The organism is Amycolatopsis ultiminotia (genome assembly GCF_039536925.1).
Lineage (GTDB): Bacteria > Actinomycetota > Actinomycetes > Mycobacteriales > Pseudonocardiaceae > Amycolatopsis > Amycolatopsis ultiminotia.
This window is the reverse complement of record NZ_BAAAZN010000014.1, coordinates 80,305-102,640: the sequence shown is the minus strand read 5'-3', so window position 1 is coordinate 102,640 and position 22,336 is coordinate 80,305. Positions and strand designations below refer to the sequence as shown.

The 22,336-nt window shown below is 71.3% G+C and carries 20 protein-coding genes; 5 read left to right on the top strand and 15 right to left on the bottom strand.

The features are described from left to right. Nucleotides 1-6: 6 nt before the first annotated feature. From ABD793_RS28670 to ABD793_RS28635, 8 genes are all read right to left on the bottom strand, one after another. A complete protein-coding gene (locus ABD793_RS28670) occupies nt 7-783 on the bottom strand; it encodes an SDR family oxidoreductase (protein ID WP_344865540.1) in 777 nt (258 codons plus the stop codon). Further along, nucleotides 780-1,535: an SDR family oxidoreductase gene (locus ABD793_RS28665; RefSeq protein WP_344865538.1), complete on the bottom strand. Its 756-nt coding sequence runs from the start codon at nt 1,533-1,535 to the stop codon at nt 780-782. The genes ABD793_RS28670 and ABD793_RS28665 overlap by 4 nt, the downstream gene beginning before the upstream one ends. After that, nucleotides 1,535-2,512: an NADPH:quinone reductase gene (locus ABD793_RS28660; RefSeq protein WP_344865536.1), complete on the bottom strand. Its 978-nt coding sequence runs from the start codon at nt 2,510-2,512 to the stop codon at nt 1,535-1,537. The genes ABD793_RS28665 and ABD793_RS28660 overlap by 1 nt, the downstream gene beginning before the upstream one ends. Then, the gene (locus ABD793_RS28655; RefSeq protein ID WP_344865777.1) at nt 2,509-3,474 is read right to left on the bottom strand and encodes an NAD-dependent epimerase/dehydratase family protein; all 966 of its coding nucleotides are present in this window, start codon (nt 3,472-3,474) and stop codon (nt 2,509-2,511) included. Before ABD793_RS28655 ends, ABD793_RS28660 begins: the two co-directional genes overlap by 4 nt. Before the next feature lie 69 nt (nt 3,475-3,543). Then, nucleotides 3,544-4,359 (bottom strand): SDR family NAD(P)-dependent oxidoreductase, encoded by an 816-nt coding sequence (locus ABD793_RS28650; RefSeq protein ID WP_344865535.1) that lies wholly within the window; start codon nt 4,357-4,359, stop codon nt 3,544-3,546. After that, nucleotides 4,356-5,534, bottom strand: a complete 1,179-nt coding sequence (locus ABD793_RS28645) for an LLM class flavin-dependent oxidoreductase (RefSeq protein ID WP_344865533.1) — start codon at nt 5,532-5,534, stop codon at nt 4,356-4,358. The genes ABD793_RS28650 and ABD793_RS28645 overlap by 4 nt, the downstream gene beginning before the upstream one ends. 30 nt (nt 5,535-5,564) lie before the next feature. Next, complete coding sequence (locus tag ABD793_RS28640) at nt 5,565-6,362, bottom strand: alpha/beta fold hydrolase (protein WP_344865532.1); 798 nt, start codon at nt 6,360-6,362, stop codon at nt 5,565-5,567. Nucleotides 6,363-6,547: 185 nt separating this feature from the next. After that, entirely contained in the window at nt 6,548-7,480 is a 933-nt protein-coding gene (locus ABD793_RS28635; RefSeq protein WP_344865531.1) for a LysR family transcriptional regulator, read from the bottom strand. Nucleotides 7,481-7,642: 162 nt separating this feature from the next. Here ABD793_RS28635 and ABD793_RS28630 point away from each other — a divergent pair, with 162 nt between their 5' ends. Then, entirely contained in the window at nt 7,643-8,569 is a 927-nt protein-coding gene (locus tag ABD793_RS28630; RefSeq protein ID WP_344865530.1) for a TIGR03620 family F420-dependent LLM class oxidoreductase, read from the top strand. Nucleotides 8,570-8,699: 130 nt separating this feature from the next. On the opposite strand, the gene ABD793_RS28625 is transcribed toward ABD793_RS28630, so the two are convergent. Further along, on the bottom strand, nt 8,700-9,002 hold the full coding sequence (locus ABD793_RS28625) for a hypothetical protein (RefSeq protein ID WP_344865528.1): 303 nt from the start codon (nt 9,000-9,002) through the stop codon (nt 8,700-8,702). Nucleotides 9,003-9,264: 262 nt separating this feature from the next. On the opposite strand from ABD793_RS28625, the gene ABD793_RS28620 reads away from it, so the two are divergent. After that, nucleotides 9,265-9,840 carry a TetR/AcrR family transcriptional regulator gene (locus ABD793_RS28620; RefSeq protein WP_344865527.1) on the top strand — a complete coding sequence of 192 codons (576 nt, stop codon included), beginning with the start codon at nt 9,265-9,267 and terminating at the stop codon, nt 9,838-9,840. Nucleotides 9,841-10,563: 723 nt separating this feature from the next. Here ABD793_RS28620 and ABD793_RS28615 read toward each other — a convergent pair. After that, a complete protein-coding gene (locus ABD793_RS28615; protein ID WP_344865526.1) occupies nt 10,564-11,457 on the bottom strand; it encodes an SDR family oxidoreductase in 894 nt (297 codons plus the stop codon). A gap of 258 nt (nt 11,458-11,715) precedes the next feature. Here ABD793_RS28615 and ABD793_RS28610 point away from each other — a divergent pair, with 258 nt between their 5' ends. Next, a complete protein-coding gene (locus ABD793_RS28610; protein ID WP_344865525.1) occupies nt 11,716-12,288 on the top strand; it encodes a TetR/AcrR family transcriptional regulator in 573 nt (190 codons plus the stop codon). A 138-nt stretch (nt 12,289-12,426) separates the two neighbouring features. On the opposite strand, the gene ABD793_RS28605 is transcribed toward ABD793_RS28610, so the two are convergent. From ABD793_RS28605 to ABD793_RS28590, 4 genes are all read right to left on the bottom strand, one after another. Beyond that, a complete protein-coding gene (locus tag ABD793_RS28605; RefSeq protein WP_344865524.1) occupies nt 12,427-13,335 on the bottom strand; it encodes an alpha/beta fold hydrolase in 909 nt (302 codons plus the stop codon). Between the two features lie 15 nt (nt 13,336-13,350). Beyond that, complete coding sequence (locus tag ABD793_RS28600; RefSeq protein WP_344865523.1) at nt 13,351-14,775, bottom strand: amidase; 1,425 nt, start codon at nt 14,773-14,775, stop codon at nt 13,351-13,353. A gap of 144 nt (nt 14,776-14,919) precedes the next feature. After that, nucleotides 14,920-15,951: an alpha/beta fold hydrolase gene (locus ABD793_RS28595; protein ID WP_344865522.1), complete on the bottom strand. Its 1,032-nt coding sequence runs from the start codon at nt 15,949-15,951 to the stop codon at nt 14,920-14,922. 109 nt (nt 15,952-16,060) lie between these two features. Next, nucleotides 16,061-18,766: an AAA family ATPase gene (locus ABD793_RS28590; RefSeq protein ID WP_344865521.1), complete on the bottom strand. Its 2,706-nt coding sequence runs from the start codon at nt 18,764-18,766 to the stop codon at nt 16,061-16,063. 213 nt (nt 18,767-18,979) lie between these two features. Between ABD793_RS28590 and ABD793_RS28585 the strand changes: the two genes are divergently transcribed. Both ABD793_RS28585 and ABD793_RS28580 read left to right on the top strand, forming a co-directional pair. Then, nucleotides 18,980-19,429 (top strand): DUF6130 family protein, encoded by a 450-nt coding sequence (locus tag ABD793_RS28585; protein WP_344865520.1) that lies wholly within the window; start codon nt 18,980-18,982, stop codon nt 19,427-19,429. 49 nt (nt 19,430-19,478) lie between these two features. Continuing rightward, entirely contained in the window at nt 19,479-20,567 is a 1,089-nt protein-coding gene (locus tag ABD793_RS28580) for an aldo/keto reductase (protein ID WP_344865519.1), read from the top strand. 10 nt (nt 20,568-20,577) lie between these two features. Here ABD793_RS28580 and ABD793_RS28575 read toward each other — a convergent pair whose 3' ends face one another. Then, nucleotides 20,578-22,230 (bottom strand): CocE/NonD family hydrolase, encoded by a 1,653-nt coding sequence (locus ABD793_RS28575; RefSeq protein ID WP_344865517.1) that lies wholly within the window; start codon nt 22,228-22,230, stop codon nt 20,578-20,580. Nucleotides 22,231-22,336 lie beyond the last annotated feature (106 nt).

Below are 22,336 nucleotides of genomic sequence, written 5' to 3'. Positions count from 1 at the left end.
TTCCGATCAGGAGTGGGTGTTCTCGAGCAGTCGCTGCAGTGCGTTCATCCCGCCCAGCCACCGGTCGGGGTCACCGGCGCGCCTGCGGTAGTACTCGCCTGCCTCGGGCTGCGGCAGGATCAGGAACCGGTCGTCCTGCAGCGCCCGCCAGGTCGTCTCGGCCACGTCCCCGGGAGTGAGCACGCCGTCGCCGGCCAGGATGTCGCGCATCGGCCCCGGCGGGGCCAGCATGCCGGTCCGCACCCCTTGCGGGCAGATCGCCTGCACCACGATCCCGCGGTGCCGGTAGGTGGCGGACAGCCATTCGGCGAAGGCGACCGCGCCGTGTTTGGTCACCGAGTACGGCGCGGTGCCGAGCGCGGTCAGCAGGCCCGCGGCCGAGGCGGTGACGACGAACCGGCCGCCGCCCCGCGCCAGCCAGCCGGGCACCAGCAGCCGGGCCGCGCGGACGTGCGCCATCGTGTTGACCTCCCAGCTCGCCGCCCAGTCGGCCTCGCTCGCGTCGATGCCCGCGCCTGCGACGATGCCGGCATTCGCGAACCAGGCGTCGACCTCGCCGAAGTGATCGCGGGCAGCCGCCAGCAGAGCAGCGATACCGGCCTCGGAAGCAGCGTCGCCCGGAACCGCGTACGCACCGAGCTCGGTGGCGCTCGCCCGGGTCGCGACCGGGTCGAGGTCGTTGACCACGACCTGTGCTCCCCCGGCGATCAGCCGTGCGGCCAGTGCCTTGCCGATGCCGCCGGCCGCGCCGGTGACCACGATGCGCTGACCGGTGACGCTCATCGGTCCGCTCCCCCGGTGAGAGTGAGCCCGCCGTCGACGACCATCAGCTCGCCGGTGATCGACGCGGCATCCGAGGACAACAGGAACGTGACGGCGGCACTGACGTCCCCTGGCTCACCGAGCCGCTTGAGCGGATACGCCGCGGAGACTTCGTCCTCGCGGCCCTCGTGCAACGCGGCCGAGAACCTCGTCTTGACCACCGCGGGTGCCACGGCGTTGACCCGGATGTCCGGGCCCAGCTCGACCGCCAGCAGCCGGGTCATCGCGACGAGCATCGCCTTGCTGGCGCCGTAGACGCCGACGCCCGGTTCGGGCCGGATCGCCGAGTGCGAGGACACGTTGACGACCGCCCCGCCGTGCTCGCGCATCCAGGCCCGGTGCGCCTGCTGCGTCCAGGACAGCACGGCCAGGCAGTTGACCTCGACGACCTTGCGGGCCACCCCGAGGTCCAGCTCGATCATCGGGCCGTACCACGGATTGATGCCGGCGTTGTTGACCAGCAGGTCGAGACCGCCGAACCGCTCGATCGCCCGGCGGACGGCCGTCGCCTGGTGTTCGGCGTCGTCGGCCTTGCCCGCGACCCCGAGCACGGTGTCCGGGCCGCCGAGACGGGCGGCGGCCGCGTCGAGTGCTTCTTGTCTGCGACCGGTGATCAGCACCCGCGCGCCTTCGGCCACCAGCCGTTCGGCGATCCCGAAGCCGATCCCCCGGCTGGCGCCGGTGACGATCGCGGTCTTGCCCTCGAACCGCATCAGTCCTCCGCCACCCGCAGGACGACCTTCCCCACCGGACCCTCCGCAACCCGGTCCTGCGCTTGCGCCACCAGCTCCAGCGGATACGGCAGCATCGGCAGACTCGTGAGCGCACCGGCGTCGAGCGCCTCGGACGTCCACGAAACCGCGGCGGACAGCTGTGCCGGGGACAGCCCGTACAGCAGCACGAAGCTGAGGGTGATGTTCTCGACCATGAACCGGCCGACGGGCAGCGCCAGCTCTCCCGCCGCGGCGTACGAGGCAATGGTGCCGCCGGTCGCCAGCACGGCCAGATCCAGGTCCAGATTCGCCCCGATCGCCACCTCGACGATGCGGTCGACGCGGCCCGCGAAGTCGAGAATCCGTTGTGCCGCATCGGCATCCGTGTAACGGACGACCAGGTCCGCCCCGGCCGCTTCGGCCCGCGCGCGCTTCTCTTCCGAACTCACCGTCGCGACGACCCGCGCGCCGGCGTGCTTGGCCAGTTCGATCGCGAAGTGCCCCACGGCACCTGCTCCGCCCGCGACCAGCACCGTCCGCCCGGCCACCGCCCCCGGGCGCCCGCCGAGGCAGTGCGCGGCGGTGAGAGCGGGCACGCCGAGGCAGGCCCCGAGGTCGTAGGAGGCGGCGTCGGGAAGCGGAACGGCGCGTGCGGCCGGTACGAGCGCGTACTCGGCCGCAGTCCCGTAGCGGTTGCCGAACGCCGCCAGGTGGAGCCACACCCGACGGCCGGGCACGAGTCCGGTGACGGCACTGCCCACCGCGTCCACCACCCCAGCGCCGTCGTGATGCGGAACCTGGAACCCGTCCGGCTCGCGGTTGCGGAGCCCGGCGCGGGTCTTCCAATCGGTGGGATTGATGCCCGAGGTGACGATCCGGACCCGCACCTCGTCCGGGCCGGGCTCCGGCAGTTGGAGGTCGACGAGTTCGAGCACTTCGGCAGCCGGGCCGAGGCTGCGGTAGCAAGCGGCCTTCACGCTCCCGCCACCTCCGGCCGCGCCTTCACCAGCTCGTAGTAGTGCCGCACCGCACGCTCCGCGTCGAACCGCGGGCGCCAGCCTAGTTCTTCGAACATCCGGGTGCCGTCCAATGCCATGTAGTAGGGGTCCACGTAGTTCATCGGGTTCCGCCCCGGACCCACCTCGAGCGCGGCGTCGGGAACGACCCGGCGGATGGCTGCGGCGTAGTCGGTCATCGTCAGCACGCTCCCGTGTGCGACGTTGTAAGCCCGGTGCCGCAGCGGCGCCGGCGCCAGAGCGACGCACGAGATGGCATCAGCGACATCGAGGACGTAGACGATGTCGTCGCCTTCCTCGCCACCGTGTTCCAGCGCGAACCGGCGACCCTGCGCCGGCAGCTCGATCATGGAGCTGTAGGTGTTGATCGTGCCTTCGTGGCGTTGCAGCCTGCCCGGTCCGAAGATGGTGCCGAAGCGCAAGTTGACGAACTCGGCATCGGAGGTCCGCCCGTACCAGTCCATGACGTTTTCCGCAGCCGCCTTCGTGATGCCGTACATCCCGATCGGACCGAGATGGTCGTCTTCACCGATCGGCTTGTAGGTGGGAAAACCGAACTCCTCCGTGGCGGGCGCGTACACCGCTTTCGAACTGCTGTACACCACACGACGCACCCCCGCAGCCACAGCCGCGGCGCAGACGTTGGCGGTGCCACCGACATTCACCGAGATCGCCTTCTGCGGATTGCGCTCGCAGTCGACCGCCGCGGCCAGGTGGATGATGCAGTCCGGACGCAGGCGCGCCACCGCGCCCGTCAGCTGCGGACCGTCGCAGACGTCGCCCACGACAACCTCGACCTGCGCGGCCACGTCCTCGATGAGCGAGGTGTCCGCACGGTTCTCGAAGACGGAGACTGCATGGCCGCGGCCGAGGAAGTCCCGGACCACCCAAGCCCCGTTCACTCCCAACCCACCCGTCACCATCACTCGCATGCCGATCCCGCCTTCCGTCCGCTCCTGGCTGGTGTTCCGCCGCACGCGCCGGCTGTCCGGCTAGCCATCGGCGGCAAGCCGGCGGAACGACGGGACCATCGGCGCGTAGGCGGACAACCCGCCGTCGACCACCAGCACCTGACCGTTGATGAACGCCGAATCGGGTGAGGCCAGGAACAACGCGGCCAGTGCGACGTCATCGGGCCGGCCCAGCCGTGGCGCGGAAACGTGGTCCAGCATCACCTGGGTCTGGGCGGGCGAGAACTGCTTCTCGGTGGCCGGCGTGACGATGTGCCCGGGAGCGATCACGTTGCACCGGATCCCCTGCTTCCCGTACTCCGTGGCCAGCGACTTCGACAGACCGAGCACCCCGGCTTTCGACGTGGCGTACGCCGGGCGCGCCGCGAGCGGCAGCCAGGCGACGACCGACGAAACGTTCGTGATGGCGCCTCCGCCGGCCCGAAGCATGTGCGGCACAGCGTATTTCGAGGTGAGCATGCATCCGGTGAGGTCCACGCTCAGCTGCTTCGACCACACCGCCAGGCTGGCATCGGCGACCTCGACGTCCGCGGTGACGACACTCCGGTCGGAGGCGTAGTTCTGCAGGATGTCCAGACCACCGTGGGTTCCGGCGGCGAACGCGACCAGGTCGGCGACCGCTGCCTCGTCGGAAACATCTGCGGCGAACGGTTCGGCCACACCGCCCTCCTCGCGGATGCGGTCCACGGTCACCGACGCGCTCGGCAGGTCGATGTCCGCGACCACGACCTTCGCACCCTCCCGGGCGAACAGCTCCGCCGTCGCCGCGCCGATACCGGACCCCGCACCGGTCACCACTGCGGATTTCCCCATCAGCCTGCCCACTGTGGTGCTCATCGGGGAACCCGATCCGTGACGCGGTCGAGCAGCGGCGTGACGTCTTCGGCAAACCGTTTGATCCCGTCGACTGCTTCCTGGTGTCCCAGGTGGCCGGCCTGGCCCATCAGCAACAGGTGCCCCACTCCGCCCACGTGCCGGTGGAAGCGCTCGATCTGCCCGGCCACGGTCTGTGGGCTGCCGGCGAAAACGATCCCCTGCTCGATGAGATCCTCGACGGACATCGCCGTGAGGTCCGGGAGCGGCGACGTGGCCGGGGCACCGGGCGTGGCCGCCTGCGGGCCGCGCAGAGCCGCGGCGCGCACCTGATACGGCAGGTAGCCCGGGGGGAAGGTGAACTCCTTGGCGACCTTGTTGCTCTGCAGATACCAGAGCAGCTTGCGCGCGCCCGCCATGCCCTCCGCGTCGGTCTTCCCGGTGTAGGTGAGTGCGGCGTAGCCGAACCGGTCGTCCTCCGGGGCCGGTTTTCCCGTCTCCGCGCACCGATCGCGGTAGGCCTGGAAGATCTTGCGCGTCCCCTCGAACCCGGCCAGGAACGTCGCCAGCCGGTAGCCGTGGTCGGCGATCGGGACGGTGCTCCCCGGCGAACCGGCGGTGACCCAGACCGGCGGGGTGGGCTGCTGGTGCGGCCGCGGCCAGATGTTGACCTGGCGGTGGTGGAAGAACTCGCCCTCCCAGTTGAACGGGCCGTCGTGCGTGGACCAGGCACGCGTGATCAGCTCGACCGCCTCCCACAGCCGTTCGGTCATCCGGACCGGCCGGGAGTTCGTCGCGGCGACCTCGTACTGCACCCCGCGCACGAATCCGACGTCGAGCCGTCCGTGGCTGAGCAGGTCCACCAGCGCCATTTCCTCGGCGACCCGCACCGGATCCGCCCGGTTCGCCAGCGGGTTGCCGAGCAGCAGGATGCGCGCGTTCCGGGTGGCCCGCGCGAGCACGCCGGCGATCACCGGGGCGGCGGAGGTCATGCAGGTCGCGGTGGCGTGGTGTTCGTTGACCATCACGTTCAGCCCGTACTCGTCGGCTACCTGCCATTCGCGCAGGTAGCGGTCCCACAGCGCGGCTGCGCGACCGGTGTCGAGCACGCCATTGGGGAGGCTGACCCGGATCGAGTCGTAGGTCCGCGGATCCGGCAGGTCCGGGTAAGCACATTCGCTGAAGTGCCAGTACTGCATCGGGAGCGCTCCTTCCGGTTTCGGGTGGATTCAGGCGGCGAGCGCGGAAATCACCTTGGCGACCTCGTCCGGACGCTCGACCTGCGCACGGTGACCGGCCTGTTCGATCCGCTCGAACCGGGCGCCGGGGATGCGGGCCGCGATCGCGCGCCCGTACTCCGGGGTGACGATCCCGTCCCGGCCGCCCCAGACGACCGTGGTGGGCACCGCGATCCGGCCGATCGCGTGGGCCAGCCGGGGATCGTGCAGGTAGGGCTCCCAGCCGTAGGTGGCCAGCGCTTCCTCGTTGCGCGCCAGCTCGAGGACGTCGTCCTCCGCGGCGAGCGCGAGATCGCCCAGCCGGAAGGCCGGATCCGCGTAGAGGCGCCGCTCCAGCTCCGCGCGCGGGGTCGCGAAGATGTCGACGATGTCCCGGTCGAGCGGCCCGCCGACCTTGACGCCCACCGAGTCGACGAGCACCAGCCGGGAGATCCTGGCCGGCTTCCGGACCGCGATCTCCAGCGCGACCCATCCGCCGAACTGCAGGCCCACGAGCGTGACGCCGGTCAGCCCGGCCCGCTCGAGCCAGTCGAGGTAGATATCCGCGAGATCGGCGACCGACGAGCACCAGCCCGGCCGGGGCGAGCGGCCGAAGCCCGGATGACTCGGCAGCACGACCGAATGGTCCGCCGCCAGTGCGGCCACGAAAGCGGAGTTCTCGCGGGCGCGCTCGGCTCCCGGGAGCACGAGGGCGACGCGGTCCCCGTCCCCGGCCAGCTGGGCGTCGAGGTGCACACCGTGTCCGAACTCGACGCCGTCGAGGGCGTCCACCAGGTCGAGTGTCTGCATTTCGCCTCCAACCGGGCCCGAAGGACCCACCACGTGCCGGCTACGGCGGCGGCGCTGCCGTTCGTCCGGTAACCGGAGTCTGGCCCTTCGGCGCGGTGCAGACTGTGACCTGGATCCAGCACCTCACCGGCGCTGGTCCCTGCGGTCGCCGATCCGGGCGGTGCGCAGGGTGCGGGAAGCTCGGGTCAGGCTCGCGCGGATGCGGCGCCGGGCCCGAGTGTCGCCGCGGGGCCGGTGAGGTGTGCGCGGGCGTACCTGCCGAAGGCCGTCACCAGAGGGCTGTGGTCGTCTGCGCGAGTCGCCACGACGACCTGGCTCGGCTCGGCGTCCGCCAGCGGCGTCGCGGTGAGATCGGGGCGCAGCCCGAGGAATCCGGCACTGTCCGGGATGATCGCGATCGCCTCGCCGCTCGCGACGAGTTCGAACTTGTCCTCGACCTGCTCGATCACCGGACCGCCGGGGGCGGGCCTGCCGTCCGGGCGGGGATCGATGCACCAGAAGGCGTCCCAGACCGGATCGGCCGCACGGACCAGCGGCTCGTCCGCGATGTCGTCGACGGTCACGGATTCCTTGCCCGCCAGCCGGTGGTCCCGGGGCATCAGCACCGCACGGGGTTCGTCGTAGAGCACCGTGACGCGCAATTGGCCGGTCGCGAACGGAAGCCGCGTCACCGCCGCGTCGACCCGGTGCCCCAGCAGCGCCGCACGGGTCTCGCGCCAGTCCAGGTGCCGGGTGCGCACGTTCGCCTCGGGATGGCGGTGGCGCAGTTCGCGTACCGCCGGGGTGACGATGAGGTTCGCCATGTACCCGATGGTGATCCGGCCGGGTTGTGCGGCGGCACGGGTGCGTGCGACGGCTTGCTCGGTCGACCGGAGCATTTCACCGGCGAGCGGGAGGAACACCGCACCGGCCTCGGTGAGCGTGGTGCCGCGCGGCGTGCGGTTCAGCAGCCGGGCGCCCACCTGCCGTTCCAGGCGGTCGATCTGCCTGCTCAGCGACGACTGGGTGAGATGCAGGGTTTCCGCGGCACGGCGGAAGTGCCGGTGCTCGGCGAGAACGGTGAAACACCGCACCAGGCGCAGGTCGAGATCGGCGGGTGACGGCACGGGGCCCGACATGCGCCCAGTCTAGCCTCACCCCGGAATCAGCTCGATGACCAGCGGTGTTGCCCGGAACGGAACACCTCTTGCACAACGCTCATTGGACCGTGCCCGTGCGGTGCCAGCACAGTGGAGCCGACGGCCGGTCTCCCCGGCCGGTTGATCCCGAGGAGGCTCCGCGTGAACACCACTGCCGACAACGCACCCGCTCCCGGTGCCGGCCCCGCACTGGGACCGGTCGGCGCATTGCTGCCGGTTTCCTTCACCAGCACGCCGTCGGCCGACCGCCAGCGCGACGCCGCCGTGCGGCTGGAGCAGGCAGGCTACGACGCCGTCTGGACCAACGAAGTGATCGGCAAGGACGCCTTCACACAACTGGCCGTGCTGCTCGCGGCCACCCGACGGGTGGTGTTCGGCACCAGCATCGCCAACATCTGGGCGCGGGAACCGCAGACCGCGCACGCCGCTGCAGCGCTGCTGGCACAGGCGTACCCCGGCCAGTTCGTGCTCGGTCTCGGCGTCGGCTACCCGGAGCAGGCCGCGGGCACCGGCCGGGAGTTCGGCCGCCCGCTGGCCACGTTGCGCGACTACGTGCACCGGATGACGGTCCCGGCCTCGCCGCCCGCCGCCGATGCGGTCTATCCCCGGATCCTCGGCGCCAACGGCCCGAAGATGCTCGCGCTGGCAGGCGAAATCGCCGACGGCGCGCTGCCTGCCGGGCTGCCCCCGGAAGGCACCGCCGAGGCCCGTGCGCTGCTCGGCCCGGACAAGCTTCTGGTCGTCGCGCTGTCCGTGGTCCCGGACCAGGATCCGGAGCGGGCACGGGAAGCCGCCCGGCAACAGGCCGCGGCCAGCTTCAGCCGTCCGCCGTTCGCCGCCGCGCTCGCCCGGCTCGGCTACCCGGAACACGAAATCGCCGACGTGAGCGACCGGGTGGTGGACGCGACGATCGGGCACGGCGGACCGGACGCGATCGCGGCCAAGGTGGGCGAGCACCTGGCGGCCGGGGCCGACCACGTGTCGCTCATGCTGCCGATCGGCACGGACTTCGGCACCGGCATCGAACAGCTGGAGCAGCTCAGCCCGGCACTGTCCGATCTGTCCTGACCTGATTCGACCTGACCCGCGCGGCCCCCGATTCGCCGGCTTCGGACCGGAAACGGGAATCCCGCCCGCCGGCCGGTGGCATTTCCGGATCGCTTTTCGCCGACGGCCGGCCCGGAAATCGACGGCCGGCTCAGGCGTTTTCGGCGGACACCACGGCCGGCATCCGCCGCAGCCTTTCCAGCAGCAGATCGGCTTCCGCGGCAGTGAGCAGAACCGTGGCGCTCACCCGGCTTTCGACGACGCCTTCCCGCACGTCGACGCTCAGGCCGCGAACGGCGTAACGGCGGCTGTGCAGCAGGGTGACGACCCGCAGCGCGCCGGCAAGACCGCCGACCACGTGCGCGGTCAGCGAGCGGTGCAGGGGGAATTCGGCGGCGGAGGCCGGGCGGCCCTCCGGTTCCGGACGCGAGACAACGCCGGCGGAATGACTCATGGGGGATCTCCTCGAGAAGAATTCTGCGAAAGATCCGGACCAGGTCCCGGAGCGCACGAGTTCCTGCGCGCCGGCTACCTGGCTCAGCCGACGCGCCGGAGAATGATCATCCCGCGCATGGGATCGGACTCTACACGCCGACTCGTGCCTTGCGCAGCCATGCATTCCGTACCGTGGGATCCTCGGCCACCGAGCGCCGCTTGTGACGGCCGGACGGGCGGATTAGCATGACGTCACCATCTGCAGTGAATGGGAGACGCGAGTGCCAGGACGGCCACGGGATCCCGATCTCGAGCAGCGGCTGCTCTCGACCGCCTGGTCGATGCTCACCGAGCACGGCTACGACGCACTGGCCCTGGCACAGGTCGCGGCCGGGGCGAAGGCGCACCGCAGCGACGTGTACCGCAGGTGGCCCAGCAAAGCACGGCTGGTCACCGACGTGCTCGCCGAATTCCTGCCGCCCGTCGCCGATGCCGACACCGGTTCGCTGTACTCCGATCTCCGTGCGTTCGTCGGCGATCTGGCCGCAGCGTGGTCGCCCGCGTGGAACGACGGCCTGCTCGGGCTGCTCGCCGACCTGCGCCACGACACCGACGCCGACGCCACCTTCCGCAGGATGAGCGCACTGCGGTCGCAACCGCTGGTGAACGCGATCGCACGGGCCGTACGCCGCGGCGAGATCGCCGAGGTCCCCGATCTGCCGCTGGTCGGCAACCTGCTGGAGGGCCCGCTGATGCATCGCCGGACGTTCGGGCACCGGCCCATGACGCCGGACGATCTCGATGTGCTCGCCCAGTCCGTACACCGGTTCCTGACCACGACCGGCGTACGGACCTGAGCACCCCCCGGACGGCCTAATCCCCTTGGCGCGCAACGCAATCCGCTGCGCATGCGGTGGCTGCGCGTCCGACAAACGTTGATCGCAGCCACAACCGCTATCGAACGCGGCTTCGCCCTGCTCCGACAACGGCGCCGCTCGGCCACCCGCCATGACAAACCCACCACCGTCTACCGCTCCGCGGTAGTTCTGCACGCCGTAATCACCTGGACCGCGGCCTTGCCGGACGCGGCCTAGGTGTTCAAGGCCAGGACCGGGGTGGTATGGCGCGATCTGCCGTAGCGGTATGGGCCGTGGGAGACGGTCTGTGACCGGTTCTGGCGCTGGTCTCGCAACGGCACTCTCGCAATGCTGGTGGGCAAGGTCCGGGTGATCGCCGAGGCGAGTGATGAGCTGGATCGTGAGGTGTAGGTCGTTTCGTCCATCGTGCGCGCTCATCAGCACGCCGGCGCCCGCCGTGCCACCGCGCCCCGCACGGGGGGCGAACCGCTCCAGCGGCGGGCAGAACAAGCCCGGTGATCATGCCATTGGCCGCCACCATTCCCGAACGCCGCGACCAGCAGAACAACCGGGCACGCCGCGGCAGCCACGGCGGCCGCTCACCCGGCTTCGACTCCACCGCCTACACGCCGCAACGTCGTCGAACGCTGCTCCAACCGCTTCAAACAGTTCCGAGCCATCATCGACCTGGCCACCCTGCTCATCCGGCTTTAAGGACAAGACCTAGCCCACGTACGCGCCTGCGGCGATGTCTTCGAGCAGGGTCGGCCCGGTGGGGGTCCAGCCGAGCAGGCCGCGGGTCGTGTGGCTGGCTGCGGCGAGGTTCCCGGCGAAGAAGGTGCCGATCCACCCGAAGTGGTCCGGAACCTCGTCCGCGGCGACCGCGGTGACCGGAAGGTCGAGAGCGCGGCCGATCGCCTGCGCGATTTCGCGGGTCGGGATCCCTTCCTCGGCAACGGCATGCAGCCGTGCCCCGGCGGGCGCCTTGTCGAGGGCATGGGCGACCAGGCGGGCAGCGTCGCTGCGGTGCACGGCCGCCCAGCGGTTGGTGCCGTCACCGGGATAGCCGGAAACGCCCTTGCTGCGGGCGATCGCGACCAGGGCCGCGACGAATCCGCGGTCGCCGGTGCCGTGCACCGACGGCGCGAAGCGCAGGCTCACGGCGCGCACGCCACGATCGACGAACTCCAGCGCGAGGTTCTCACTTCCGCCGCGCGGCGAGTCCGGACCGTGGAACGGGGAGGCGTCCTCCTCGGTGGCGGGCCGGTCCTGGCTGAGGCCCGCGACGCCGGACGCGAGCAGGAAGGGCCGGTCGGTACCCGCAAGGGCGTCCCCGATGGCCTGCACTGTCTCCCGCTCGGCCCGGTTCGAGGCCGCGGGGTCGGACCAGTCGTGTTTGTTCGCCAGGTGGATGACGGCCCCGGCGGCGCGGGCGGCCGGCCGGATGCTGCCGGCGTCGTCCAGGCTGCCGCGGTGCACCCGGGCACCTTGCGCCTGCAGCGCTTCGGCGGAGGCATCCGACCTGGCCAGTCCGGTGACTTCGTGACCAGCGGCGAGGAGTTCATCGACCACGGCCGAGCCGATCCAGCCGGAGGCTCCGGTGACGAAAACGTGCATGAGTTGTGTTCTCCTTGGACAGACCGCTGCGCAGCGGCGAGTGGGGACAATGGAGGGCAAAGCGCCGCGGGCACGGTCCGGCACGTGACCACCGGCGATCCGGCGGTCATCCCGATTCCCGCAGTGCGGCGGTTCGGCCATCGTGAACTGCTCCGGACGGTGGTCCGGACCCGGTGATTGCACCCGGTGACATCACCATAGCCGGTGATGCCACTCAGTGCAATCACTCTGCCGGACCGGGCAGGCTACGATCGGCCCATGGCCAGATGGGAACCCGACGCGTACGGGCGCATCCGGCTGGCGGCGTTGAAACTGTTCGAGGAACAGGGATACGACAACACCACGGTCGCGCAGATCGCCGAGCAGGCCGGGCTGAACCGGCGGACCTTCTTCCACCACTTCGCCGACAAACGCGAGGTGGTGTTCCCGGACATGCACCGGATGGACGAGCTGATCGGCACCGAAATCCGCGCACAGCCGGAATCGACCGGGCCGCTGCACGCCGCCGCGGCCGGATTCGCCGCCGCGGCCGAGGAGATCTTCGAGCACCAGCGTGCCGCCGCGGCCCAGCGGAGCCGCATCGTCGCCGCGAGCCCCGAGCTACGGGAACGCGAGGTGGCCAAGGGATCGGCGCTCGCGGACACCGTCGCCGCCGCACTCCGCGACCGCGGGGTCGCCGAGCGGGCCGCCGCGGTGTCCGCATGGTCCGCGGTCGCGGTGTTCCAGCTCGCGATCGCCCGCTGGGCCGGAGCGGACACCAGGCATCCGCTGGCCCGCCTCATCCGGGAAACCCTCGACGAATTCCTCGACGCGACCGCACCGGACCGCTGAATCCGGGCTTCTGCCGTGGTACGGGAAACACCGGGACCACACCGATGTCACAGCCGCGCGTACCGGAGCGGACCACCACGGCCCGCACAACCGGCCGTGGTCCGGGTGGCCGCTGCCTCCGCCGGACCGGGTCAGCGGTCAGCTTGCCTTCGTGGCGGCGACCAGTTCGAGGATCGCGTCACGCACGGGTGCCGGGCACTCCTGGGGGATGAGGTGCCCCGCCTCGCCGACGACGATCACCTTGCCGTTCGGCGCGGCCGCCATCTGCTCGGCCGCGATCCGGTTGAGCAGCGGGCGCAGGGTGGCCATTCCCCGGTCGATCCGCCCGCCCTGCAGGCAGACCGTGGGGACGTCGGGCAGGCTCGCGGCCTGCAGCCTGCGCATGACCGCAAGTGCGGCGGGGATCTGTTTCGCCTCCCGGACCCCGGCCCGCATCGCCCGCGCGCAGGCGTAATCCCGCATCATGATCGCCAGGTCAGGCTGGCTGATCTCCGCCGAGGAACCGTGCGGCAGGCTGATCTTCCTGATCAGCCCCGTGCCGCCGAACCGGGCCAGCACCGCCATCAGCCGGAACGAGGCCGCGGTCACCTTCGCGTTCTTCGGCGACATGCTCTCCGCGATGGTCGCATCGACCAGGACCAGCCCGGCGACCCGGGCCGGATGCCGTTCGGCGAAAAGCCGGATGACGGGTCCTCCCCAGCTGTGCCCGACGAACACGACCGGAGCGGTTTCGCCGAGCACGTCCAGCAGCGCGGTGAGGTCGTCGACAATGCGTTCGAGCGTCCGGTCCTGCGGGTCGGGATCACTGCCGCCGTATCCGGCCCGGTCGTAGGACAGGGTGCGGTGGTGTGCGGCGATTTCGCGCTGGGTGTGCACCCAGGTGGCGGCGGGCGCGCTCATGCCCGCTTCGAACACGACCAGCGGACCGGGTCCCTCGCCGGCCACGATGGTGCGGATCCGGCGTCCGCCGGGCAGTGCGACGACGTGCTCGGTCAGGCCCGAGCCGGGGTCCAGTGCTCGCCGGACCGGAGGACGGTTCGATTCCATGCGGACAGCCATTCGCTAGGACCAGCAGGACGGATGGTGATCCTCCCAGAGCGCCGCGTCCTCGAGCTGCGCGGCGAGCGAGAGAAGTTCGGCGTCGTGGCACCGCCGGCCCACCAGCTGCGCGCCGTGCGGCAGTCCGTCACCGTCCACATGCGACGGCACAGAGATCGCGGGCTGACCGGTCAGGTTTGCCCACGGCGTATGACAGGACCAGTTCAGCATCCGGTTCCCGACCGCTTCCACCCCGTGCTCGTGGTAGTGCCCGATCCGCACCGGCGGGGCGCTGGTGGTGGGAGTCAGCGCGACGTCGAATTCGTCGAGCGCACCCAGGAAACCGCCGGCGTAGCGCGCGAGCACCGACTGGGTCTGCACGACTTCGTTGCCGGACAACGCGTCCCCCGCCTCGGCGAGGTACCGGCTGTAGGGCTGGAGGAGGTTCCGTCGCTCTGCCGGGACCAGGGCCGAGACCGCCGCCGAGACCGAATACCCGAACCAGGCGACGAACGCCTGCTGCACCGGTTCGGCAAGGGTCACCGGGATCGGGATCTCCCGCACGTCGTGACCGAGTTCGCGCAGCAGCGCCGCGGTGCGCTGCGCGGCCAGTACCGACTCCGGATGCGTCTCGACGCCGTCGACCCCGGTTTCGGTCCACAGCGCGATCTTCAACGGGCGACCGGGTGTGCGGGTGGCCGCATCCGCGAAACCGCCGGTGGGCCGCCAGCCGTAGAGGTCGCCGGGCGCGGGGTGCGCCATCACGTCCAGCAGCAGCGCCGCGTCTGCCACCGTTCTGGCGATCGGCCCTTCCGTCCCGGCGGAGACGAAGCCGATCGCCGGCGCCGGGCTCACCAGGCCACGGCTCGGTTTCACGCCGACGAGGTGACAGGTCGCGGCCGGCGTACGGATCGAGCCTGCACTGTCGCTGCCGTGCGCCACCGGCAGGAGCCCGGCGGCGACCGCCGTGGCCGCACCGCCACTCGAGCCGCTCGAGTAGCGGCCCGGATCGTACGGCGTGACCGCAGGCCTCGTCGTCACGTCGTTCTCGGTGTAACAGGTCGCACCGAACTCCGGAGTGTTGGTCTTGCCGAGCAGCACCGCACCCGCGCTGCGCAGGAGCCCCACAGTCCAGGAATCCTCCGCCGGGACGTACTCGGCCGTCGTGGCCGAGCCGAAGGTCGTCCTGGTGCCGGCTGTGGCGAAAAGGTCCTTGATCCCGAGCGGAAGCCCGCACAGCGGTCCGGGCTCACCTCGAGCCAGCAGTTCATCTGCGCGGGCGGCGTCCTGGAGGGCACCCTCCGCGTCGACCGTCACGAAGGCGCCCAGCTGCCTGTCGAGCCGATCGATCCGGGCCAGGTAGTGCTCCGTCAGATCATGCGAGCTGACGTCCCCCGCGCGCAAAGCACGCACCTGTTCCGACGCGGAGAGCTCATGCAGATCACTCACGCCGTCACCCCGTCCGCGATCCGCGCCCGTCCGGACATCGCACCTCATTTCGCTACATAGTGTAGTGATAGCTTAGAGGTCACGAAGGGGCAGGTCAACGGGTCCGGCGGAATTGCCCGGACCGGAGCGTGCCCCGGCGGGCCGTCACATCCGGCCGGCGTCGAGGATCGCCCGGGTGAACGGCTCCGGTGCCTCCTGTGGCACGTTGTGGCCGATGCCGTCGAGGATCCGGTGCTCGTACGCGCCGGTGAACTTCGCCCGGTACGGCGACCCGTCTTTCGCCGCACCGTCGAAGTCGCTGCCGATCGTGATCGACGGGACGGTGATCGGCGGGCCCGTCTGCAGCTTCTGCTCGTACCGCTCGTACTGCGGCTCGCCCTCGGCCAGGCCGAGGCGCCAGCGGTAGTTGTGGATGACGATGTCCACGTGGTCCGGATTGTCGAACGACGCCGCGCTGCGCTCGTACGTCGCGTCGTCGAAATTCCAGCGGGGGGACGCGGTTTTCCAGATCAGCTTGGCGAAATCGTGGCGGTTGGCCCGGTAACCGGCGCGGCCGCGCTCGGTCGCGAAGTAGTACTGGTACCACCAGCCCAGTTCCGCGGCCGGCGGCAACGGCTGCTGGTTGGCTTCGAGGTCCGTCACGAGGTACCCGCTCACCGCGACCGCCGCAGTGCACCGTTCCGGCCACAACGCGGCGATGATGTCCACCGTGCGCGCACCCCAGTCGTACCCGCCGAGCACCGCTTTCTCGATCTTCAACGTGTCCATCAGCGCGACGACATCCAGCGCCACGGCCGATTGCTGGCCGTTGCGCACGGTCTGCGCGGATTTGAACGTCGTCGTGCCGTAGCCGCGCAGCCACGGCACGATCACCCGGTACCCCGCGGCGGCCAGCAGCGGCCCGACATCGGCGTAGCTGTACGGGTCGTAGGGCCATCCGTGCAGCAGCACAACGGGTTGCCCGGTGGCCGGGCCGTACTCGACGTAGGCCATGGTGACCGGTCCGGCGTCGGCGTGCTTGACCGGGCCGAGCGCGGTGTTCTTGCCCGAACCCGCGCGCAGGTCCGGTGACCGAGCCGGCTGTCCCGCGGACGTGGCGGGCGACGAGCACGCAGCCAGTGAAGTCGCCGCCAGCCCCGCCGCGAACGCCTGCGTGAACCGTCTCCTGCTGATCATCTGGACTCCCGTGCGAAAGACATTCCGACGACGGCGAGGTTAGGGACGCCGTCGCGGCTTTCGCGCCCGTCGGACGACGCAGCCGGGGTAAGTCGGCGGTGAGCCGCGTTCAGTCGCCGACGGTCTTCAACCGGGCCGCGAGTTCAGCGCGGGAGCGCACGCCGAGTTTGGGGAAGATCCGGTGCAGGTGGGTGCCGACAGTGCGGTGCGACAAGTACAGCCGCTGCCCGATCTCCCGGTTCGTCAGGCCTTCGGCCGCCAGTTGCGCGATGCCCAGCTCGTGCGGCGTCAGCTTGTCGTACGCGTCCGGATCGCGGTTCGGACTGGATTCCCCGGCACTGCGCAGCTCCCGCCGGGCGCGCTCGGCCAGCGCGGCCAGGCCGAGCGCGTCGAACGTCTCGCGCGCGGTGCGCAGATGCGTCCGCGACTCGACGATCCGCCGCTGCCTCCGCAACCACTCGCCGAACGCCAGGTGGACGCGTCCACGTTCAGCCGGCCACCCGGTCAGATCCGCGCTCAGGGCTGCCGCGAAAAGGTCTTCGGCTTCGTCGTTCGGCGCGAGTACGGCTCTGGCGTACCGCAATCCGAGGTGCAACGCCGGGGACGACGTCACCGTCGCGAGCGATTCCATCTCAGGCAAGATGTCGCGCACGGCGTCGGTCTGCCCGGCGCGGACGGCGGCGTCGGTGAATTCGGAAAGCCAGTACGCACGCAAAGCCAGCTGGTACGACGGGGACGCCGGGTCCAGGACCCGCTTCAAATCGGCAAAAGCGTCTTCGAAGCGGCCCTCCCCCAGTGCCATCAGGCCGCGGGCGAGCTGCACCGTGGCCAGCACCGGCCGGGCACCCGCGGCGAGCCCGACGCGTTCGGCCTCGACGACCAGAGCCCCGGCCTGCCGGTACTCGCCCCGCAACGCGGCGATCTCCGCCCGGACCGCGGTGGCCAGCCCGTACATGTACGGCTGACCGGTCTCCTGCGCGAGCCGCGCGGCCTCGGCGGCGGCCGGTACCGCGGCCGCCAGATCGCCGAGCCGGGCCTGGCTCCACGCCTGTACGGCCAGCGCCCGGGGCAGCAGTCCGAGCCGGCCCTGTGCGCGCAGGCCGGGCGCGGCGGCCGCGGAAAACCGTGCGGCCAGGTCGAACGCTCCGACCTGCAGGGCCGCGCTGCCCAGGTAGCGGTCGACCTCCGGGTCGGTGCCTGCCGTCCCGGCGAGCTTCCGGAGCCCCCGCAGCACCACCTCGCCACGGTCGAAGGGCGCGACGTACGCCGTGACGGCGACCGTGGCCGGGTCGCCGTCCGGAACGGGCAGCCGGTCGGCCACTGCCACCAGCGCCCGGCGGACGGCCGGGCCGGGCTCGCTCCAGAAGCACCGCATGGCGGCGCCCCACAGGATCCGGGTCGCCGCCGCGGTTTCCCCGTCCGTGGCCACGTCCCTCGCCAGCCCGGCCAGCTCCGCCACCCGGGAAAGGTCTTCGCCGACGCCGTCCTCGAAACCGCTCAGCAGCCAGCTCACGGTGGTACGCCGCCGGGACGTCAGCTCGTCCGGCGGGATCTCCCGGACCAGGCGTTCGGCCTCGCTGCGATGACCCGACTCGACGGCCAGCTCGGCAGCGCGCAGCAGCCGGTCCGCACGCCGGGCAGCGGTGCCGCTCAGCCGCGCGGACTGTTCCAGCGCCGCCACTGCCGCGGCGATCCCGCCGCGATCGCGGGCCCGAGCTGCGGTGTTTTCCAGCCGGAGGGCGATCTGCTCGTCCGGGCCTGCCGTGGCGGCCGCCTGATGCCAGGCCTGCCGGTCGGGCTCGGCGGGAAGGATCGAGGCGAGTGCGAGATGGGCCGCGCGGCGCTCGGCGAAGCCGGCCGCGGCCGCAACGGCCGACCGCATCAGCGGATGCCGGAAGGTCACCGCGGCGGCATCGAGCTCGACCAGCCGCGCCTCGACGGCCGGGACCAGCATCTCCGGCCCGGCCGGGACACCGAGCAGGAACTCCACGGCCGCAAGGGTTTCGGCGAGCACGTCGCGCTCGTTGAGCGCGGCGACGAGCAGTGCGGCGCGAACCGGGGCGGGCAGCGGGGCGAGCCGGTCGGTGAAGGTGCGCTCGAGCCGTTCGGTCAACGGCAGCACCGGATCGGACCCGCTGAAGTCCGCCGAGGGCAATTCGGTGAGCGCCAGCGGGTTCCCGGCGGCCGCGGAGAGCACCCGGGTCCGGGTGGCACCGGCGAGCCGGGGGGCGACCGCGTCGAGCAGCCCTGCGGAGTCCTCATCGGACAGTCGTTCGAGCGTCATCGGCGTGAGACCGGCCTCGGTCAGCGGCGAAGGTGTGCCGTCGCGCAGCGTTCCGACCACCACGATCGGCTCGGCTTCGATGCGCCGTGCGACGAAGGCGAGGACCTGGGCACTGGCGCGGTCGAGCCATTGGAGGTCTTCGGCGACGATCAGCACCGGCTGAGCCGAGGCCGCTTCGGCGAGCAGGCTCAGCGCCGCCAGCCCGGTGAGGTAGCCGCTGGGTTCGCCGTCGCCGGTCAGCCCGAGCGCGATCCGCAGGGCGGTGCGTTGCGGCACGGGCAGGGCGGCCACCCCCGTGCGGAGCGGGTAGAGCAGCTGGTGCAGGCCGGCGTAGGCGAAGTGCCGCTCGGCCACGGAGCCGGTGGTCCGCAGCACGCGAAGCCCGGCGACCGGCGCCGCGGCGGCGATTTCCGCGACCAGCGCGGATTTCCCGATCCCGGCTTCGCCGCGCACGAGCACGCCACTGCGCTCGGTGGGACCGTCCAGCAGCTCACCGAGTTCCTTCAGCTCGGCCCGGCGTCCGTGCAGCATCGCGACGATCCTCCCCTCGGCACTGCCCCGCAGCGACGATACCCAACCCGCCGGCGGCCGGCCGCTTTCCCCGGCCGGACCCGGCATGCCGAAAACGCCGCCCACTCCGGACGTTTCCCCGGCGGCCCCGGTCACGGCCGTTGAGTACCGACGTACCCCGATAGCGTCATCCGACAGGCGCGAAGGTCTCCGGTACGTCCTTAGCGTGGCCGCATGCCCCGTCGCCTGCCGCTCCTGCTGTCCACGGTCGCGCTCGTCCTGACCGCCTGTTCGGCGGCTGCCCAGCCCGCCCCGGCCGCCGTCCCGGACTGGCCACCCGCACCCGTCGTGCCGCTGCCACAGCAGCCGCCGCCCGCACTCGTCGTCGACGCACCGCTGCCCGAACAGCTGGCCAACGGGCTGGTCGTGCTGCGCTACCGCGCGGAGAACCTGCGGATCGTGCCGGTCTACGGCCCGGCCGCGCTCGACGTCTCCCCGCGGATCGGCCACCTGCACGTGACGGTCGACGACGCGGCCTGGCACTGGGCCGACGGCAGCGGCGAACCACTGATCATCCAGGCACTGCCGCCGGGACCGCACCGGATCCGGATCGGCCTTGCCGATCCGGACCACCACGTACTGGACAGCAAGACCGTCGACTTCGTCATCCCTGCACACGCCTGACTTTCCCGGGCCGCCGGCCCGCGGATCGTCCGATCGGGAAAGAACATCCATGGCACTCGACGAGTACTACCTCCTCGGCCGCTCCGGACTGCGCGTCAGCAGGCTGGCACTGGGCACGATGAACTTCGGCACCGGCGGTTTCCACGCCGCCTACGGCAAAACCGAGGAGCAGGCAAGGCCGATCTTCCGCCGGTACCTCGAACTCGGCGGGAATTTCCTGGACACCGCGGACTTCTACACCGCGGGCGAGAGCGAGACCATCCTCGGCAGGCTGATCGCCGAGGCGAAGGTCCGCGACCGGGTCGTGCTCACCACGAAGGCCACCAACAGCGTCGATCCCGGCGATCCGAACGCAGGCGGCAACGGGCGCAAGCACCTGATCCGGGCGCTCGAAGCATCCTTGCGCCGGCTGGGCACCGACTACGTCGACCTGTTCCTGCTGCACACCTGGGACCGGCTCACCCCGGTCGAGGAGGTCCTGCACACCTTCGACGACCTCGTCCGTGCGGGCAAGATCCGCTACGCCGGCCTGTCCGACGTCCCCGCCTGGTACGCCGCCCGCGCCCAGACGCTGGCCGACGCGCAGCACCTCACCCCGATGGTGAACCTCCAGCTGCCCTACTCCCTGATCGAGCGCGAAATCGAGACCGAGCACGTCCCGGCGGCACTGGAGCTGGGCCTCGGCATCACCGCGTGGAGCCCGCTGGCGGGCGGCTTCCTCACCGGCAAGTACCGGCACGGTGAGCGCGGCAGGCACAGCGGGACGGGGACGTCGTGGAGCGATCGGGAATGGCAGCTGTTGAAGCCGCTGGAGGAGGCCGCGGGCCTGCTCAGCGTCCCGATGGCCCGGGTCGCGGTCAACTGGGTCGCCACCCGGGCAGGGGTCGCGTCCGCGATCATCGGGGCGAGCAGCGTCGACCAGCTCACCTCCGGTATGGCGGCACTCGAGTTCACGGTGCCCGCCGAAGTGCGGGCCACCCTCGACGAGGCAAGTGCCACCGCACCGGCATCGGTGTACCGGATGTTCACCCCGGAGTACCAGAGCCGGCTGGTCAGCCCCGGGGTGCAGGTCGGCGGCAAGCCTGCCGGCCACCGGCCGGACGTCCGCAACTGGACGGCCACCGCACCACCGCGGTGACCGTCGCTGTCTACTGTGGACTCACCGGCAGGAGCACCCTGGACGTGGCGTGGTCGATGGTGTGCCGGCAGGGCCGCAGTTCGGTGGCGGTGGCGGGTGGTGCACCGGTTCCCGAATTGCGCAGGTAACGGGGGTGCGAGCCGCCGGAGACCTGCAGGCGGAGCCGGTGGCCCGCGGCCAGCCGGTGCGCACAGGCGTCGAGCGGCAGCCGCACCACACCGTCCCCGGTGGCGGGGTCGAGCCGGAGCAGCGTCTCGGAGAAGTTGCGGGAGCGGCCTTCCCGGTCGACGTCGCAGAGCCGGACGAACAGGTCCGCGTGCCGGTTGCTGCGGCGGTGGCCGAGCTCCACGACCGGGGTGCCGATGATCTCCAGGTCCCGGGTGAGCGGCGCGGTGGTGAAGGTGAGCACGTCCGGCCGGGCCTCCAGTTCGCGGTTGTCCCGCACCCCGGCGCTCTGGTCGATCAACGGTCCGGCGACGGTCGGGGTCGGATCGACCGGGTCGTAGGTGAACGACGAACTGCCGCCAGGGACCTGCTGCTCGGCGAGCTGTCCGCCGGGCTGCAGGTACCGCACCGATTCCCGGGCGGGCGGCGGCCATTCCGGCAGTTCCCGCCATTCGCCCGCACCGCCCACGTGGATCCGGACCGGCTGCTGCGGGCGCCGCCGCACCGGCTCCCCGGCGAGGTGCTCGGCCAGCCAGTCGAGGTTGGCCGCGGGCAACTCGCCCTCGCCGCCGGCCGTGGCCACCTGGTGGATCCACGGCCCGACGGTCAGCGTCACGTCGAGCCCCCGCCCGCGCAGCACCTCGTACTGGCGCAGGGTCTGCCCCAGCATCAGGTCCTGCCAGCCACCGACCAGCCGGACCGGTACCTGCACCTTCTCCAGCGCGGCGTTCGCCTGACGGGATTCCCAGAACGGGTCGGCCCGATCCGGATGCGCCAGCAGGTCCCGGAACCACGGTGCCCGGTACCGCAACGCCTTCTCCACGGCACCCGCGAGCGGGAGCGCGTTCACGGTGGACGCGGTGACCCTGGCCGAATTGGCGAACAGGAGCACGGTGGCGAGCACACCGAACCGCTTCTGGTTGACCAGCGAGACCTTCGCCCAGACGAGCAGGTCGCGCAGCAGGAAAGCGCCGGTGCCGAAAGCGAAGTGGCCGGCGTCGTGCGGACCGGCGATGACGATCGAGGTGCGCAGTTCCGGTGGCGGCTCGACCAGCAGCGCCCACTGCGTCGCGCCGACGTAGGACGCGCCGTAGGTGGCCAGCCGCCCGTCGAACCACGGCTGCTCACGCAACCAGGCCACGGTGTCCAGCGCATCGTCGGTCTCCAGGGGGAACACCAGCGGCACGAGCTGCCCGCCGGAGCCGAACGTGCCGCGGCAGCTCTGCACCACCACGTGGTAGCCCTGTCCGGCGAACAGCCGCGCGTCGCTGTTGATCGGCAAGCCCCGTCCGTACGGGGTGCGGATCAGCACCGTCCCCCGCCCCGCAGTGCCGACCGGCCGGTAGTGATCGGTACGCAGCACGATCCCGTCCCGCGCGCGCACCGCGAGATCCCGGTGCACCGCGACCTCGTTCCGCGCTGCCGGCAGTTTCCACCGCCGTGCCATCGCCCGGTCGTACCACCGGGCAACGGTTCCCGGCCGCTGCGCACCTGTCACTTCAAGCCACCTCCAGAGCGGGACGAACGCCGGACAGCCGTCCTGCGTAACCACCAGTCTAGACACTGCCTAGAACCTAGGCAACGACTATATAGCAGGTCACCGG